This window comes from Methylobacterium sp. C33D, assembly GCF_053345825.1.
The window spans coordinates 54,621-68,813 of record NZ_JBKFAV010000009.1; the positions used below are offsets into that span (position 1 = coordinate 54,621).

Below are 14,193 nucleotides of genomic sequence, written 5' to 3' on the forward strand. Positions count from 1 at the left end.
GCCGGCGGTGGACAACGTGGGCGCCGAGCGAGGCGACCGCACAGTCGGCTGCGAGGTCGACCGCAGAGGCGATCGGAATGGGCCGCAGCTACTTCCACCTCCACCTCGTCTCGGACTCCACCGGCGAGACGCTGATCAATGTCGGGCGCGCGGCCGCCGCCCAGTACGAGGGCGTCTCGGCGATCGAGCACGTCTACCCGCTGGTGCGCTCGGCCGCGCAGCTCGACCGGGTGATCTCGGAGATCCGGGCGGCGCCGGGCCTCGTCCTCTACACCCTGGTGGGGGGCGACCTCGGCGAGCGGCTGGAAGAGGTCGCCCGGGAGACCGGCTCGCCCTGCCTGTCGGTGCTGCGGCCGGTCCACGACCTGCTGCGCGCGTATCTCGGCGCCGAGACCACGGCGCGGCCCGGCGCCCAGCACATGCTGAACGCCGAGTACTTCAAGCGCATCGACGCGATGAACTTCACGCTGGCCCACGACGACGGCAACCTGCCGGACGATCTGGAGGAGGCCGACGTGATCCTGCTCGGCGTCAGCCGGACGTCGAAGACGCCGACCTCGATCTACCTCGCCAACCGCGGCCTCAAGACCACCAACCTGCCGCTGGTGCCGGGCATGCCGCTGCCGCCGGCGATCGAGCGGGCCCGCAAGCCCCTCGTGGTCGGCCTGTTCGCCTCGCCGGAGCGGATCGTGCAGATCCGGCAGAACCGGCTGTCGAGCCTCAACGCCGACGAATCGTCCCTCTACGTCGACCGCTCGGCGGTGGCGGACGAGATCACGATGTCCCGCCGGCTGTTCACCAAGAACCGCTGGCCGACGATCGACGTCACCCGCCGGTCCATCGAGGAGACCGCCGCGGCGATCGTCGACCTCTACCGCGACCACCGGCTGAAATTCATCGCCGACTGAGGCGGGGCCTCCGAAGGGCCGAGCCCTTCGGCGGGGTCCGGCCGTCCCCCCGAGGACGGGGCGGGCCGCCTGATGCCGGCGGCGCGCGGATCGGTCCGCGGAGCCGCCGGTGTCAGCGCGCGGAGGCGAAGTGGCTGCGCTGCTCGATCTGGGCCGCGTAGAAGTCCTCGACGACCTCGCGCACCACCTCGGCCAGCTCGTCGCCCCGGTGCTCGTCGAGCTGGATGTCGCTGCCGACCGTCCGACCGATGGAGCAGCTCGCCGCCCCCGGCACGAGGCGCTCGTTGTAGCGCTGGTTCAGGCCCGAGACCGAGATGTAGTTGCTGCCGCCGAGTTCCGGACCGTACTTGATCTTGATCTTCTGCTCGGACTCGGTGCCGCGCAGCTGCGCGCACAGGCTGATGAAGTTGTCCTGATCGATCTTCGCCTCGAGCCCGGTGATGCTGCCGTGCACGTTGTCCTCCTCGTTGAGGACCTCGGCCATCAGGTTCAGCACGCCCATGACGGGCTGGAGCGCCCGGGACCCGTCCTCGAGCAGCTTCCGCCGGAAGTCGTTGCTGCGCTCGTCGGCCGCCTGCAGCCGCGCGCGAAACCTGTCCTTGACCTCGTTGGCGCGTGCCATCGCGCTCCTCCCTGGTGGTTTACCGATGCTTTGCTGACCGGATAACCGAAACCTACGAGGCCAATTCAGATGACGCAAGATAGTGCAAAATATTGATGCCTGCTCAGAACGTGAGCCGTTGCACAGGAATAGTACTTGCTCATGAACTGTGCAACGGCCGCGGGCCCGGGAGGCGCGCCTACTTCAGGAGCTGCAGCAGGCTGCGCCCCGCTGGGGACTTGAGTTCCTCGGCGTCGAGGGTGCCGTCGTTGTCGGGATCGGCCGCCTTGAAGCGCTGCTCGACCAGGGCGAGGTATTCCTTGCGGTCGAGGGTGCCGTCGGAATCGGTGTCGGCGGCCTTCAGGTCCTTCTTGCTGAGCCGGCCCTTCAGCTCCTTGGCGTCGACGGTGCCGTCCTTGTCGGCCTCGGCGGCGTCGAAGACCTTGCCGGCGGCGGCCTGGGCCTCGGCCAGGTCGATCGTGCCGTCGTGGTCGGTGTCGACCCTCTTCAGCGTGCGCTCGGTGCCGGAGGACCGGGCGAGGGCCGCCGACGGCAGCGCGGCCGGCAGGACCAGGAGGGTCACGAGGGCGGTGGCGAGGGCGACGGACGGGATGCGCAGGGTCGATGCGCCCTTGGCGGCGCGGGTGGATCTGTGCGGGGTCGCGGGCATGGGGATCTCCGGTGCCGGTCGGTTCCGGCAGCCCAAATCCCGATCCCGTCCGGCGTTCCCGCGCCCGCCTTCACGAGATACGGAGCCGCGCCGCGCTCAGCGGACCGGGCCGTCGAGCGGGGCGAGCCGGTCCGGGGCCGCGGCCGCGGCTCCGCCCGGCGCGGCGCGCGACAGGGTCCGGGCCAGGGCCCGCAGATCCGGGACGGGGGCGCCCGCCGCGCCGAAGACCGCCCGGTCGAGGGCCGCGAAGGCGGTCGCGAGGTCGGGCCGCGCCCGCCACGTCCGGGCGAGGTCGGGGGCTTCCCGCTGGGCCGCGTCCAGGGCCGCGCGGAACCCGGCCGGGTCGCCGGCCCGGGCCGCCGCGCGTAAGGAGCGCCGCGCCGCGCCGGAGAGGCGCAGGCGCGGCCGCCCGAGGCCGAAGCCGATCAGCGCGAGGCCCAGCCCGAAGGCCGCGAGCGCCGCGGCGGCGACCACCAGCGGCGACGGGATCGCGGGCGGCGCCCGGTCGGTCTCGCGGTCGGGCAGGCCTCCGCCGATCTGGCGGGCCGGGATCTCGGTCTCGCGCATCGTGCGGGTGTTGGTGTCGAACCACGGGATCGCGATGGCGTCGAGGGGGATGATCTCCGGCACGCCAGGCTTCACGTCCCACTGGTAGGTGGCCCGCGCCACGGGCCCCGAGGGCGTCAGCAGGGTCTCGCGGGTGACGGGCCCCGCGAAGGTGATGATGCCGCGGGTGCGCATGACCGGCCGGGGCGGCAGGCCCTCGGCGACCATGCCCTGGGCCTCCAGGGTGACGATCCGGCGGGCGGTCTCGCCGACCTTGATGGTCTCGGGGTCCGGGCTCCAGGAATCGGTGATCGCCACGTCCTTGGCGGGCAGCCACCAGGGCTCCTTGGCGTCGGGGCCGCCGGTGGGCGCGGTCCAGGGCGCCACCGGGAACGGGATCGGCTTCGAGCGGACCTCGACCACCCGCCGCTCGCCGACATCGTTGACGGTGAGCTTGTGGACGAACGGCTCGATGGTGAACTGCCCGGCATGGTGCGGGAACACCGCCACGGTCCGGTCGAACGCGATGGCGCTCTGGCCGTCGGGGAGCTTGGTCCGGCTCCAGTGGTCGCGGCCGAGCTGCGTCCAGGAGAAGTTCGCGAGGGAGGGCTGAACCACCTCCTCGAGCAGGATCGGCTGCTTGTAGACCCCGTGGATCTTCAGCAGCACCATCTCGCGGGGGAAGGGGGCGCTGTTGCCGTTGAGCTCCGCGGTCACCGCCAGCGTGAGGTCGCCCGGCTCGATCTCGGCCCGGGCGGGGAGGGGGGCGAGGAGGATGAGGGCGAGAGCCGGGGCGCGCATCTCGGCCAGCCCGAAAGAAGTCACCACGGGTTGCTCCCGGCGGGCATCGCGGTGCCGGCCTCGACCCGGCGGGTCTGCTCGGCGCGCAGGCGCAGCTTGAGATAGCGGCCGGGATCGTCCGGCAGGGTCTGGAGCCAGAGCCGGTCCGGGCGGATCTCGTGGGCCTCGAAGCTCTTGGTCACCCGGCGGACCTCCCGCTCCGGCGCCTCGGCCACCATGGCGGAGCCGCCGCCGGTCCGGCCGCGGCCGGCCGCGTCGCCGGCCGAGCCCCGGGCCTGCCCCTTGCCGGCGTCGATCGACTGCTGCTCGGCCTTGCCGCGGCGGGCGACCTTGCTGTTGCCGGGCAGCGACGCGCTGGCGTTCGATTCCTTGTTGCCGGCGAGGCCCTCGCCGCTGGAGGCGGCGTTGATGTCGTTGTTCTGGTCCTGGTTGGCGGTGTTGTTGTAGCGGGCGCCGTACTGGGCGGTGCCGTTGGCGATGCCGCCGCCGGGCCCGCGGTCGATCACCTCGGCCCGCATCCGGGCGATCAGCGAGCGGTTGGCCTGGGCGTCGGCGTCGCGGGGGTTGAAGCGCAGGGCCTCGTCGTAGGCCGCGAGCGCCCCGTCGAGGTCGCCGGCCCTGGCCAGCGCGTTGCCGAGATTGTAGCTCGCCCGCCGCCCGCCGGCGCGGAACAGCGCGACCGCGTCCGCGTAGCGGCCCGCCTCGTAGAGCGCGGCGGCGCGCCAGGCCGGATCGACGAACACGTCGGCGGCGAGGCCCGGCAGGCCGAGGCCCATCAGCAGCCGCCCGAAGCCGGTGCGGGGCTGCGAGACCGCGAGCAGCGCGAGGAGGCCGATCCCGGCGAGCGCGAGGCCGGCGACGCGGGCGCGCCGCCGCCAGCGCGGCGGCAGGCCGGCCCGGAGCGGTGCGGCGAGGCCGGTCTCGGGGAGGGTCAGCCGCATCGGGCGCTCCGCATCACGCGCTCCTGCGGAACAGCAGCAGCGCCGGCAGCGCCGCCAGCAGCAGCAGCCAGCGCCCGAGATCCGCGTAGGCCAGGACGCCGTAGCCGCCCGCCGCGAGGTGCTGGGCGAGCCCGGCCCCGACCGCGTCGAGCACCGGGCCCGGGGCGGCGATGTCGGCGGCCGTGCCGCCGCCGGCCCGGGCGAGGGCGTCGAGGGCGGTCCGGTCGGGCCTCGGCGCGCCGGGCGGCAGCGGCTTGTCGGCGGGGACGTAGAGGGCCTGGAGCCGCCAGCCGTGCTCGGCGATGGCGCGGGCCTCGCGGGTGGCGGCCTCGCCGATGCCGTCGCCGTCGCTGATCAGCACCACGTCGGCCGCCACCACGTTGGCCTCCGCGAGGGTGCGGCGGGCCAGCGCCAGCCCGCGCTCGGGGTGGGAGCCGCGGTCCGGCACCGTGTCGGCGTCGAGGGCGAACAGGGTGGTGCCGAGGCTGTCGCGGTCGGTGGTGGGCGAGGCGGCGAGGTAGGCGTCGCCCGCGTAGACCACGAGGGCGACCGCCCGGGTACCGGCGGCTTCCGCCACGGCGGCGGCGGCCTGCCGGACACCCTGGAGGTTGCCGCCCTCGGTGACCGACCGCGACAGGTCGACGACGAGCACGGTCTCGTCGAGGTTGCGGTAGGTCCGCCCGTCCGCCCGCTCCACCGCGGGGCCGGTCAGCGCCAGGGCGATCAGCCCGGCCGCCAGCGCGGCGGCGAGATTGGCCTGCCGCCGGCCGCCCAGGACCGCGCCGGCCCGGGCGAGATGGGCCATCAGGGCCGGGTCGACCGCCCGGGCCCAGTCGCCGAGCGGCGCCGAGCGCCACGCGGCGCGAAAGGCCAGCAGGACCACGACCGGGATCGCCAGGAACCACCAGGGGCGCAGGAGGGCGACGGCGTCGAGGGCGCTCATCGGGCGTGTCCTCCGACCCGAATACCCGCCCCCGAGGCCCGCGCCGCGCCCCGGCACCGCGGGACGAGGGGGAGGGGGAGGGGGAGGGTCGGGGGCGCGGGGTGCCGAACCATCACGCTCCCCTCCGGCTGGCCAGCAGGAGCGCGGCGCTGAGGAATGCCAGGGCGGCCGGCCAGGGCCAGAGGTCCCGGCGGAGCGGCAGGGGCGGGGCGAGGGCGCGGCCCCCCTCCAGCCGGTCGATGGCGTCGGCGACCCGGACCAGATCCTCGGTGGTGCGTACCCGGAATGCCTCGCCGCCGCTCGCCCGCGCCATGTCGCGCAGGGTCTCGGTGTCGACCACGTCCTGCTCGCCGTCGGCGTCGGCCATGTCGCGGGGCCCCAGGGCGATCGTGTAGACCTTGATGCCGAGTTCCTTGGCGAGCTCGGCCACGTCCTTGGGGGCGGTCTGGCCGGCATTGTTGGCGCCGTCCGACAGCAGGATCACGGCCTTCGCGGCCTTCGCGGCCGTCTCGCCCGGCCTGGCTCCGGCGGTCTCGCCCGCCGCGTCCCGCGGGTCCAGCCGGCGCAGGGCGAGCCCGAGGCCGTCGCCGATGCCGGTGGAGCGGCCGCTGATGCCGATCGTGGCCTCGTCCAGCGCCCGGGCGACCGCCGCGGTGTCGAAGCTCGGCGCCGCCGCCACGTAGGCCTGGTCGGCGAAGATCACGAGGCCGATCCGGTCCCCGGCCCGGCGCCGGATGAAGTCGGTGCCGACGCGCTTGACCGCGGTGAGCCGGTTCACGGTCTCGCCGTCGAGGGCGAAGTCGCGCCGCTCCATCGAGCCCGACAGGTCCATGGCGATCATGATCTCGCGGCCCGAGGCCGGGAGGGCGGCCGCCGGCATCACGAGGCGCGGGCCCGACAGGGCCGCCACCAGGGCGATCCAGAGCGTCCAGGTGAGCAGGGCCCGCCGCCGCCCCCGGGCCGCGCGGTCGGCGCCGGCGCGCGCGCCGGCCACCAGGGTCGCGGGGACGCGCAGGGCGCCGCTGCCGCCCTCCGGCTCCGCGGGGATCAGGCGCGCGGCCAGCAGCGGCAGGGGCAGCGCCAGCAGCGCCCAGGGCGCGGCGAGGTCGAAGGCCGACAGGAGCGCGCTGAGCCACGCGGGCAGGGATCCGCTCATGCCCGCAGCCGCCCGATCAGGCGGGCGAGCTCGGCGTCGAGGGCGTCGAGGTCGGGATCCTGCCGCCGGTACAGCCCGTCGGCGAGCACCCGGCCGGCGCCCCGGGTGAAGAAGTCGGTCCGGAACAGCCCGTCCAGCCGGGCCGCCCAGGCCGCGCCCGCCGCCCGGGTCCCTGCCCGAGTCTCGCCGGGCCGGTCGAGGGACCGGTCGAGGGATCGGTCGAGTCTGCGCAGCAGCCGGGCCTGGGCGACGAGGCGCGCCTCCGGGTCGAGGCCGCGGCTCCGGGCGAGCTCGGCGAGCGCCGCCCGGCGCAGCGTGGCCCGCGCCCGGCCGCGCCCGTAGCGCACGAGCCCCACCAGCAGGGCTGCGAGGAAGCCCAGGGCGGCCGCCGCCACGACCTCGCCCTGCACGGCGCCCGCGGCGCCGCCGGGCAGGTGCAGGCCCCGGAGCTGGTCGAGGGTCAGGGGGATCTCGGCGGGCGCGACGGGGTTCATCGGGTCGCGCCGCGGATCGGGTCGCCGGCTTCGGCCTCACAGCACCGCATCGAGGCGCTCCATGAGCGGCGCGTAGGCCTCCGGGCCGGTCTCGACGTCGAGGCGCACGCCCGCGATGCCCCGGCGGGCGTAGTCGGCGAGCCGGGCCTCGGCGGATTCCCCCGCAGCTCCAGCCGCGGTCGGCGAAACGGTCGGCAGCGCGGTCCCGCGGCGGCCATCCGCCAGGGCGAAGGGGTAGTAGCCCGGCGGCCGGGCGCGCTCGAAGGCGTCGCTCACCAGGATCAGCCGGATGGCGATCCGCTCGGCGAGCAGGGTCAGGAGCTCGTCGAAGCCCGGGCCGGGATCGTCCAGGGCACTGGCGATGACGAGGTGGCCGCCGGCCGGCAGCAGGCTGCGGGCGAGGGCGAGCGTCGCCTCCAGCGGCTCCGCGCGGGTCGGCGCACCGGTCTCGGCCGCCAGGGCGTCGGCGTGCGCCTGGGCGAGGGCGCCGGTGACGGCGATCATGGCGCGCTCGCCGCCCGCCGGGCGCAGCACGGTCGGCGCCCCGGCGGAGGCGACCGCGAGGCCGACCCGGCCGCCGTCGGCGGCGACCCGCCAGCCGAGCAGCGCCAGGGCCTCGGCGGCCGCCACCGAGCGCAGGGCCCGGCGGGTGCCGAACAGCATCCCGGGCCGGAAATCGGCGAGCAGCACCACCGCGCGGTCGCGCTCGTCGTGGTGGGTGCGGACGTGCAGCTGCCCGGTGCGGGCCGTGGCGTTGCGGTCGATGAAGCGGCGGTCGTCGCCCTCGGACCAGAGGCGGACATCCTCCGGCTCGGAACCGCGCCCTCGGCGCCGGGTGACGATGCCGCCCGGCAGGCCCGCCAGCGTCCGGGTGGCGGGGGCCGAGCCCCGGCGGGCGAGGTGGCGCAGGCCCATCAGGGCCTCGCCCGAGAGATGGATGCCGTGCTCGGCGCGGTCTCGCCCCGCCTCCCGGGCAGGGAAGGGCCCCCCGGCGGTCGGGCCAGCCGCCCCCGCGGCGGGGGGAGGGGATCTGCGGCGCGCCTGCCCGAACCCGAACACCGTCAGAGCGCCCGCACCCGCTGCACCAGCTCGCCGACCACACCGCGCGCCGTCCGGCCCTCGGCGGCCGCCCGCCAGGTCAGGCCGATCCGGTGGGAGAGGGCGTCGCGGGCCAGCTCCGCGACGTCCTCGGGCGTGACGTGGTCGCGGCCCCGCAGCCAGGCCCGGGCCTTGCCGGCCATCATCAGCGCCAGGGTGCCGCGCGGCGAGGCCGGGTGCTCGATCAGGGCGCGCAGGTCCGGGGCGGCCGCGTCGGTGCGGGTCGCCGCCACCAGCCGGACGAGGTAGTCCTTGAGGGCCGGCGACACGTAGGTGGCGAGCGCCGCTTCCCGGGCGGCCCGCACGTCCGCCAGCGACAGCCGCACGGTCATCGCGTCGACGTGGTGGGTGATCTCGCCCTCGACCAGGTCGAGGATCGCCCGCTCGGTGGCCTCGTCGGGCATGTCGACCACGACGTGGAGGAGGAAGCGGTCGAGCTGCGCCTCCGGCAGCGGGAAGGTGCCGGCATGCTCGATCGGGTTCTGGGTGGCCACGACCATGAACGGGTCGGAGAGCCGGTGGGTCGTCCCCGAGACCGTCACCTGCCCCTCGGCCATGGACTCGAGCAGCGCCGACTGCACCTTCGGGGGCGCGCGGTTGACCTCGTCCACCAGCACGAGGGCGTGGAACAGCGGTCCGGGCAGGAACTCGAAGGTGCCGCTGTGCTGGCCGTTCGCCTGGCGCCAGACGGTGGTGCCGGTGAGGTCGGCCGGCATCAGGTCCGGGGTGCACTGGATGCGCGCGAAGGAGCCGTCGAGGCCGTCGGCGAGGCGCTTGACCGCGCGGGTCTTGGCGAGGCCCGGCGCGCCCTCGATCAGCAGGTGGCCGCCGGTCAGGAGCCCGATCAGCAGGCGCTCCACGAGGCCGGCGCTGCCGATCAGGCCGCGCTCCAGCCCCTCGCGCAGCGCCATGACGCGGCCGTGCAGGGCGGCGTCGGGCGCGCTGCCGGGCGTCGTGCTGCCGGGCGTGCTGCTCGGCGCGGTGTCGGGCCGGCGTTCGGCGAGGGCGCCGCTGGTGGCGCCGCTCATGCGGAGAACGATCCGGTGCGGACCGAATCCGCCCGTCGGGCCTTGTCCTGGGCCGTGTGCTGCATCCTGCACGTCTCCTCGGCCGGGTCCCGAATTCTTAAGGGATCCTCAGGCTCTTGCCGGTGTGCCCGCTGCCCGGTGCGGCCGTCAATCCCGCTTCGGGCACGCTTTCCGGTCGGGACGCGGCCACGGTGTCACGGTTCCGTCACCTCCCCGCTTTCATGAGACGGTGGATGACCAGCTACGCCGCCCTCCCCGAAGAACTGAAATCCGCCATCGGCCTGCTCGTGGCCTTCGTGCTGGGCACGATCATCGGGGCCGAGCGGCAGTACCGGCAGCGCACCGCGGGCCTGCGCACGGCCGTGCTGGTCGCGGTCGGGGCCAGCGCCTTCGTGGATCTCGGCATGCGCCTGACCGGTCCGGACGGGGGCGTCCGCACGGTGGCCTACGTGATCTCCGGCATCGGCTTCCTCGGCGCCGGCGTGATCATGAAGGAGGGGATGAACGTCCGCGGCCTCAACACGGCCGCGACCCTGTGGTGCTCGGCCGCGGTCGGGGCCTTCTGCGGCGCGGACCTGCCCCTGGAGGCGGTGTTCGTGATGGTGACGGTGCTCGCCTGCAACACGGCGCTCCGGCCGCTGGTGAACGCCATCAACCGCGCGCCGATCCGCGAATCCGCCACCGAGGCGACCTACGAGGTCCAGGTCACCACGGCGCCCGGCGAGGCCGGGCCGGCCCAGGACATGCTGGTCGAGCGCCTGGAGGCGGCGAACTACCCGGTCGGCAGCGTCGAGATCGAGGAGCGCGGCGAGAGCGCGGTCGACGTGGTGGCGACGCTCACGGCCAGCGCGGTCAAGGCGGAGGAACTCGACGCCGTGACCAACGAGCTGGCCCGGATGCCCGGCATCCGCCACGCCACGTGGTCGGTGCAGACCGCCGACTGAGCGCGGGCGATCCGGCCGTGTGATCCGGACAGCGCGCCCTCCGGCGGCGGGCCCGGGCCGTCAGCGGCGCGGGTCGAGGGGCCGGCTGCGGCGCTCGATCACCACGGTCGGGCGCGTCCGGCGCTCCACCACCACGGTGCGTGGGGCCCGGCTCGGGCTCGCATGGGTCAGGATCCGCTCGGGCGCGCGCTCCGGCTTGACCTTCTTGGCCGCCAGGACGTGGGGGCGGACCTCGTCGGCCGGAAGGCCCATCAGGCCGGCGGCGATCTCGACCTGCTGCTCGACGTCGTCCGCGAGGTCCTGCGCGGCGGCGACCGCCTCGCTCACGGTCGGCGGCTCGCGGCGGACGCGGATCGGCGGCAGGTCGGCGAAGCTCTTCTGCGTCTTCTTCACGGGGCGACTCGCGGTCTTCATGCGCCAGACATAGCGCCTTCCGGGCAGGTTGTGCAGTGCATCAAAAACGTGTGATGGGCGCCTCCCGCACATGTCTCGCGTCCGGGTGACGCGGATGTGATGCCGGTTCGAGCCCGGCTGCCGCCGCGTTGTGCAGCCCCGGGCCCCCGGTGCCCGATCGGCGGGGCCGTCCGGCGATCCCGCGGGCAGATGCCGGCCGCCCCGGTCGCGACGGGCGCCCCTATGCGTCACAGTGGCGCAGAGGTGACGCACCGATGGCGTAGGTCGGCGGCCCCGCGCTTACCCGCGCTTACCCGCGCTTCAGGCCGGCATGGTAGGGTGCGCGCATGACCGAGAGCCTCGATCCCCGGCTGACCCCGGCCCGGCCGCACGTCGCCGATCTCCGCCTGCGGGACCGCGTCGCGGCGGCGCGCTACGTCGCCGGCACGCCGCGGCGGGTGACCGCCCCGTCGGCGCCGCTGCGCCGCGCGCCCGCCGCCGATGCCGGGCTCGACACCGAGGCGCTGCTCGGCGACGCGGTCGATCTCTACGACGCGGCGGACGGCTTCGCCTTCGTGCAGCTCGTCCGCGACGGCTACGTCGGCTACCTGCCGGCCGACAGCCTCGGTCCGGTCGATCCGGAGCCGACGCACCGCGTCACGGCCCTGCGCACTTTCCTGTATTCCGAGCCGGACCTGAAACGCGCGGTCCTGGGCCATCTCAGTCTCGGCGCCCGCCTCGCCGCGACGGGGGAGACCGGCGCCTACCTGGAGACGCCGGGCGGCTACGTGTTCGCCCGCCACTGCGCGCCCGTCGACGCCCGCGCGCCGGACTACGCGGCGACGGCCGCGCGGCTCGCCGGGACGCCCTACCTCTGGGGCGGCCGCACCAGCCTCGGGCTCGACTGCTCCGGCCTCGTCCAGCTCTGCCTCGACGCGGCGGGGCTGCCCTGCCCGCGCGACGCCGACATGCAGGAGCAAGCCCTCGGTCAGGCGCTGCCCTTCGACCCCGCGCGCCCGGACCGCGCGGGCCTGCGCCGGGGCGACCTCGTGTTCTGGCGCGGCCATGTCGGGCTGATGGCCGATCCCGAGACGCTGATCCACGCCAACGGCCACCACATGGCGGTCGCCGCGGAGCCGCTCGCCGAAGCGGTCGCCCGCATCGCGGCGCACAGCTTCGGCGCCGTGACGGGGATCCGCCGCCTCTGAAGGGGCGGCGCGGGTCCCATTCCCGCGGCAATCGTGCTACAGACGGGCCACGGAGCGGCCCCGCTTCCCTCTTCCCGCCCGGTTCCTGGGCCAGTCCTGTTGACAGGACAGCCCCGCCCTCGCCACATCCCCCGCATGACCGCCGATATCGCGACCCCCGAGCCCGTCCCGGGCACCGCCGGCAAGCCGCCGCTGGAGATCCTGCTCTGCGCCCCGCGCGGCTTCTGCGCCGGCGTGGTGCGGGCCATCGACGTCGTGGAGCGGGCGCTCGCCATCTACGGGCCGCCCGTCTACGTCCGCCACGAGATCGTGCACAACAAGTACGTCGTGGAGAGCCTGAAGCGGAAGGGCGCCGTGTTCGTCCGCGAGCTCGACGAGGTGCCGGACGGCGGCGCCCCGGTGATCTTCTCCGCCCACGGCGTGGCCAAGACCGTGCCGGCCAACGCTGATTCGCGCGGGCTGACCACGATCGACGCGACCTGCCCGCTGGTGACCAAGGTCCACCGCGAGGCCGAGATTCACCACAAGCGCGGCCGCCACGTGCTGCTGGTCGGCCATTCCGGCCATCCCGAGGTGGTGGGCACGATGGGCCAATTGCCCAAGGGCTCGATCACCCTCGTGGAGGATCTCGAGCAGATCGCCGCCCTGACGCCCGACAATCCCGACAACCTCGCCTGGGTCACCCAGACGACCCTGTCGGTGGACGACACCCGCCACATCGTCGACGCCCTGAAGAAGAAGTTCCCGAACATCACCGGGCCGCACAAGGACGACATCTGCTACGCCACCACCAACCGCCAGGAGGCGGTGAAGCAGGTGGCGCCGCTGGTCGACGCCCTGATCGTGGTGGGCTCCTCGAACTCGTCGAACTCGCAGCGCCTGCGCGAGGTCGCCGAGCGCGTCGGCTGCCCGATCACCCGCCTCGTGCTCCGCGCCGAGGAGATCGACTGGCCGGCCTTCGAGGGGATCCGCAAGCTCGGCCTCACGGCCGGCGCCTCGGCCCCCGAGGTCCTGGTCGAGGAGATCATCGACGCCTTCGCGGCCCGCTACGACGTGATCGTCGACACGGTCTCGACGGTGATCGAGGACATGGTCTTCCCGCTGCCGCGGGAACTGCGCAGCGAGGCCGCCGAGTAGGCGGTCCGGTCCGACGGCGCCGGCCCGACCCTTCAGGCTCGGGGCGCGGCAGGCTTTATGCGGGGGCGCTTCGGCGCCCCTTGCCGTATCGAACTTCCGACATCAGAGCGCAGACACGTGGCCGTCTACACCGAGGTATCCGACGCGGCGCTCGCCGAGTTCCTGTCCGCCTACGCGATCGGCGGCCTGCTCTCCTTCAAGGGCATCGCCGAAGGGGTCGAGAACTCGAACTTCTTCCTGCACACCACCGAGGGCGCCTACATCCTGACGCTCTACGAGAAGCGCGTCCGGGAACAGGACCTGCCGTTCTTCATCGGGCTGATGGAGCACCTCTCGGCCCGCGGCCTCGCCTGCCCGCAGCCGGTGCGCGACCGGGCCGGCCAGGCCCTCGGCCGGCTCTGCGGCCGGCCCGCCGCCATCGTGAGCTTCCTGGAGGGCGTCTCGGTCAAGGCACCGGGCGTCGAGCATTGCCGGGAACTCGGCCGGGCGCTCGCGGAGCTGCACGCCGCCGGCCGGGACTTCCCGATGGTGCGGGACAACAACCTCTCGGTGTCCGCGTGGCGCCCGCTCTTCGCCCAGGCCGAGGCCCAGGCCGATTCGGTCGAGCCCGGCCTCGCGGCGCGCACCCGGTCGGACCTCGCCGTCCTGGAGGCGCACTGGCCCCGGGATCTGCCGGGCGGCGTCATCCACGCGGACCTGTTCACCGACAACGTCTTCTTCATCGGCGACGCCCTGTCGGGCCTGATCGACTTCTACTTCGCCTGCACGGACGCCTTCGCGTACGACCTCGCGGTCTGCCTGAACGCCTGGTGCTTCGACCCTGACGGCACCTTCCACCGGGACATGGCCGCCGCGCTGATCGCCGGCTACGAGGCCGTGCGGCCCCTGGAGAGCGCCGAGGTCGATTCCCTGCCGATCCTGTGCCGGGGCGCCGCGCTCCGCTTCATGCTCACCCGGCTGGTCGACTGGCTGAACGTGCCCCCGGGCGCCCTGGTGAAGCCGAAGGACCCGCGGGAATTCGACCGCCGGCTCACCTTCCACCGGCAGGCGCGGGACGCGCGGGATTACGGGCGGGCGGGCTGAGACGCGGACGAGCCGGCGATCCGCTGACCAACCGGGTCGATCCGTCTGCCACGACCGGTCTGGCAGAGCCCGACCGCGTCGTCACGGGTGCCGCGCGGTGACCCGGGGTCGCGCGCCGCTCGTCGCCGTGGCGCTGCCCTGGATCGCTTCGCTGCACGCGCGATGACGGCTGGGCCGCGGGGAACCGCAGGCGGCCGCACCGCTCCGGGAAGGGGCTCCGGGAAGGGGCGGCGCGGAACCGA

General features: G+C 74.7%; 15 protein-coding genes. 5 read left to right on the top strand and 10 right to left on the bottom strand.

The window, feature by feature from the left end; all coding sequences use genetic code 11:
* Positions 1 to 77: 77 nt before the first annotated feature.
* Positions 78 to 908 (top strand): pyruvate, water dikinase regulatory protein, encoded by an 831-nt coding sequence (locus tag ACLBXO_RS09025; protein ID WP_012321220.1) that lies wholly within the window; start codon positions 78 to 80, stop codon positions 906 to 908.
* A gap of 112 nt (positions 909 to 1,020) precedes the next feature.
* Here the strand turns inward: ACLBXO_RS09025 and ACLBXO_RS09030 are convergent, their stop codons facing one another.
* From ACLBXO_RS09030 to ACLBXO_RS09070, 9 genes are all read right to left on the bottom strand, one after another.
* The gene (locus ACLBXO_RS09030) at positions 1,021 to 1,530 is read right to left on the bottom strand and encodes a hypothetical protein (RefSeq protein WP_020094045.1); all 510 of its coding nucleotides are present in this window, start codon (positions 1,528 to 1,530) and stop codon (positions 1,021 to 1,023) included.
* Positions 1,531 to 1,708: 178 nt separating this feature from the next.
* Complete coding sequence (locus ACLBXO_RS09035) at positions 1,709 to 2,179, bottom strand: EF-hand domain-containing protein (RefSeq protein WP_331316146.1); 471 nt, start codon at positions 2,177 to 2,179, stop codon at positions 1,709 to 1,711.
* Between the two features lie 96 nt (positions 2,180 to 2,275).
* Complete coding sequence (locus tag ACLBXO_RS09040; RefSeq protein ID WP_447685231.1) at positions 2,276 to 3,526, bottom strand: hypothetical protein; 1,251 nt, start codon at positions 3,524 to 3,526, stop codon at positions 2,276 to 2,278.
* 20 nt (positions 3,527 to 3,546) lie between these two features.
* Positions 3,547 to 4,467: a tetratricopeptide repeat protein gene (locus ACLBXO_RS09045; RefSeq protein ID WP_447685170.1), complete on the bottom strand. Its 921-nt coding sequence runs from the start codon at positions 4,465 to 4,467 to the stop codon at positions 3,547 to 3,549.
* A gap of 13 nt (positions 4,468 to 4,480) precedes the next feature.
* Positions 4,481 to 5,410, bottom strand: a complete 930-nt coding sequence (locus ACLBXO_RS09050) for a VWA domain-containing protein (protein ID WP_447685171.1) — start codon at positions 5,408 to 5,410, stop codon at positions 4,481 to 4,483.
* A 112-nt stretch (positions 5,411 to 5,522) separates the two neighbouring features.
* The gene (locus ACLBXO_RS09055) at positions 5,523 to 6,566 is read right to left on the bottom strand and encodes a VWA domain-containing protein (protein WP_447685172.1); all 1,044 of its coding nucleotides are present in this window, start codon (positions 6,564 to 6,566) and stop codon (positions 5,523 to 5,525) included.
* On the bottom strand, positions 6,563 to 7,060 hold the full coding sequence (locus tag ACLBXO_RS09060; protein WP_447685173.1) for a DUF4381 family protein: 498 nt from the start codon (positions 7,058 to 7,060) through the stop codon (positions 6,563 to 6,565). The genes ACLBXO_RS09055 and ACLBXO_RS09060 overlap by 4 nt, the downstream gene beginning before the upstream one ends.
* A 36-nt stretch (positions 7,061 to 7,096) precedes the next feature.
* Complete coding sequence (locus ACLBXO_RS09065) at positions 7,097 to 7,975, bottom strand: DUF58 domain-containing protein (RefSeq protein WP_447685174.1); 879 nt, start codon at positions 7,973 to 7,975, stop codon at positions 7,097 to 7,099.
* A 146-nt stretch (positions 7,976 to 8,121) separates the two neighbouring features.
* Positions 8,122 to 9,186 (bottom strand): AAA family ATPase, encoded by a 1,065-nt coding sequence (locus tag ACLBXO_RS09070; RefSeq protein WP_447685175.1) that lies wholly within the window; start codon positions 9,184 to 9,186, stop codon positions 8,122 to 8,124.
* A gap of 233 nt (positions 9,187 to 9,419) precedes the next feature.
* Here ACLBXO_RS09070 and ACLBXO_RS09075 point away from each other — a divergent pair, with 233 nt between their 5' ends.
* Complete coding sequence (locus ACLBXO_RS09075; protein ID WP_020094035.1) at positions 9,420 to 10,130, top strand: MgtC/SapB family protein; 711 nt, start codon at positions 9,420 to 9,422, stop codon at positions 10,128 to 10,130.
* Positions 10,131 to 10,190: 60 nt separating this feature from the next.
* On the opposite strand, the gene ACLBXO_RS09080 is transcribed toward ACLBXO_RS09075, so the two are convergent.
* Positions 10,191 to 10,523, bottom strand: coding sequence for a hypothetical protein (locus ACLBXO_RS09080; RefSeq protein WP_331316149.1), 333 nt, complete (start codon positions 10,521 to 10,523; stop codon positions 10,191 to 10,193).
* Positions 10,524 to 10,870: 347 nt separating this feature from the next.
* Here ACLBXO_RS09080 and ACLBXO_RS09085 point away from each other — a divergent pair, with 347 nt between their 5' ends.
* The 3 genes from ACLBXO_RS09085 to ACLBXO_RS09095 all read left to right on the top strand — a co-directional run bounded on the left by ACLBXO_RS09085 (position 10,871) and on the right by ACLBXO_RS09095 (position 13,951).
* The gene (locus ACLBXO_RS09085) at positions 10,871 to 11,731 is read left to right on the top strand and encodes a C40 family peptidase (RefSeq protein ID WP_447685176.1); all 861 of its coding nucleotides are present in this window, start codon (positions 10,871 to 10,873) and stop codon (positions 11,729 to 11,731) included.
* A 135-nt stretch (positions 11,732 to 11,866) separates the two neighbouring features.
* Positions 11,867 to 12,868 carry a 4-hydroxy-3-methylbut-2-enyl diphosphate reductase gene (gene ispH, locus ACLBXO_RS09090; protein WP_331316151.1) on the top strand — a complete coding sequence of 334 codons (1,002 nt, stop codon included), beginning with the start codon at positions 11,867 to 11,869 and terminating at the stop codon, positions 12,866 to 12,868.
* Between the two features lie 117 nt (positions 12,869 to 12,985).
* Entirely contained in the window at positions 12,986 to 13,951 is a 966-nt protein-coding gene (locus tag ACLBXO_RS09095) for a homoserine kinase (protein ID WP_447685177.1), read from the top strand.
* The last annotated feature ends 242 nt before the right edge of the window (positions 13,952 to 14,193 follow it).

Coding starts and splice junctions, on each gene's coding strand:
- ACLBXO_RS09025 (WP_012321220.1), top strand. CDS start 78: ATGGGCCGCAGCTACTTCCACCTCCACCTCGTCTCGGACTCCACCGGC.
- ACLBXO_RS09030 (WP_020094045.1), bottom strand. CDS start 1,530: ATGGCACGCGCCAACGAGGTCAAGGACAGGTTTCGCGCGCGGCTGCAG.
- ACLBXO_RS09035 (WP_331316146.1), bottom strand. CDS start 2,179: ATGCCCGCGACCCCGCACAGATCCACCCGCGCCGCCAAGGGCGCATCG.
- ACLBXO_RS09040 (WP_447685231.1), bottom strand. CDS start 3,526: ATGCGCGCCCCGGCTCTCGCCCTCATCCTCCTCGCCCCCCTCCCCGCC.
- ACLBXO_RS09045 (WP_447685170.1), bottom strand. CDS start 4,467: ATGCGGCTGACCCTCCCCGAGACCGGCCTCGCCGCACCGCTCCGGGCC.
- ACLBXO_RS09050 (WP_447685171.1), bottom strand. CDS start 5,410: ATGAGCGCCCTCGACGCCGTCGCCCTCCTGCGCCCCTGGTGGTTCCTG.
- ACLBXO_RS09055 (WP_447685172.1), bottom strand. CDS start 6,566: ATGAGCGGATCCCTGCCCGCGTGGCTCAGCGCGCTCCTGTCGGCCTTC.
- ACLBXO_RS09060 (WP_447685173.1), bottom strand. CDS start 7,060: ATGAACCCCGTCGCGCCCGCCGAGATCCCCCTGACCCTCGACCAGCTC.
- ACLBXO_RS09065 (WP_447685174.1), bottom strand. CDS start 7,975: ATGGGCCTGCGCCACCTCGCCCGCCGGGGCTCGGCCCCCGCCACCCGG.
- ACLBXO_RS09070 (WP_447685175.1), bottom strand. CDS start 9,186: ATGAGCGGCGCCACCAGCGGCGCCCTCGCCGAACGCCGGCCCGACACC.
- ACLBXO_RS09075 (WP_020094035.1), top strand. CDS start 9,420: ATGACCAGCTACGCCGCCCTCCCCGAAGAACTGAAATCCGCCATCGGC.
- ACLBXO_RS09085 (WP_447685176.1), top strand. CDS start 10,871: ATGACCGAGAGCCTCGATCCCCGGCTGACCCCGGCCCGGCCGCACGTC.
- ispH (WP_331316151.1), top strand. CDS start 11,867: ATGACCGCCGATATCGCGACCCCCGAGCCCGTCCCGGGCACCGCCGGC.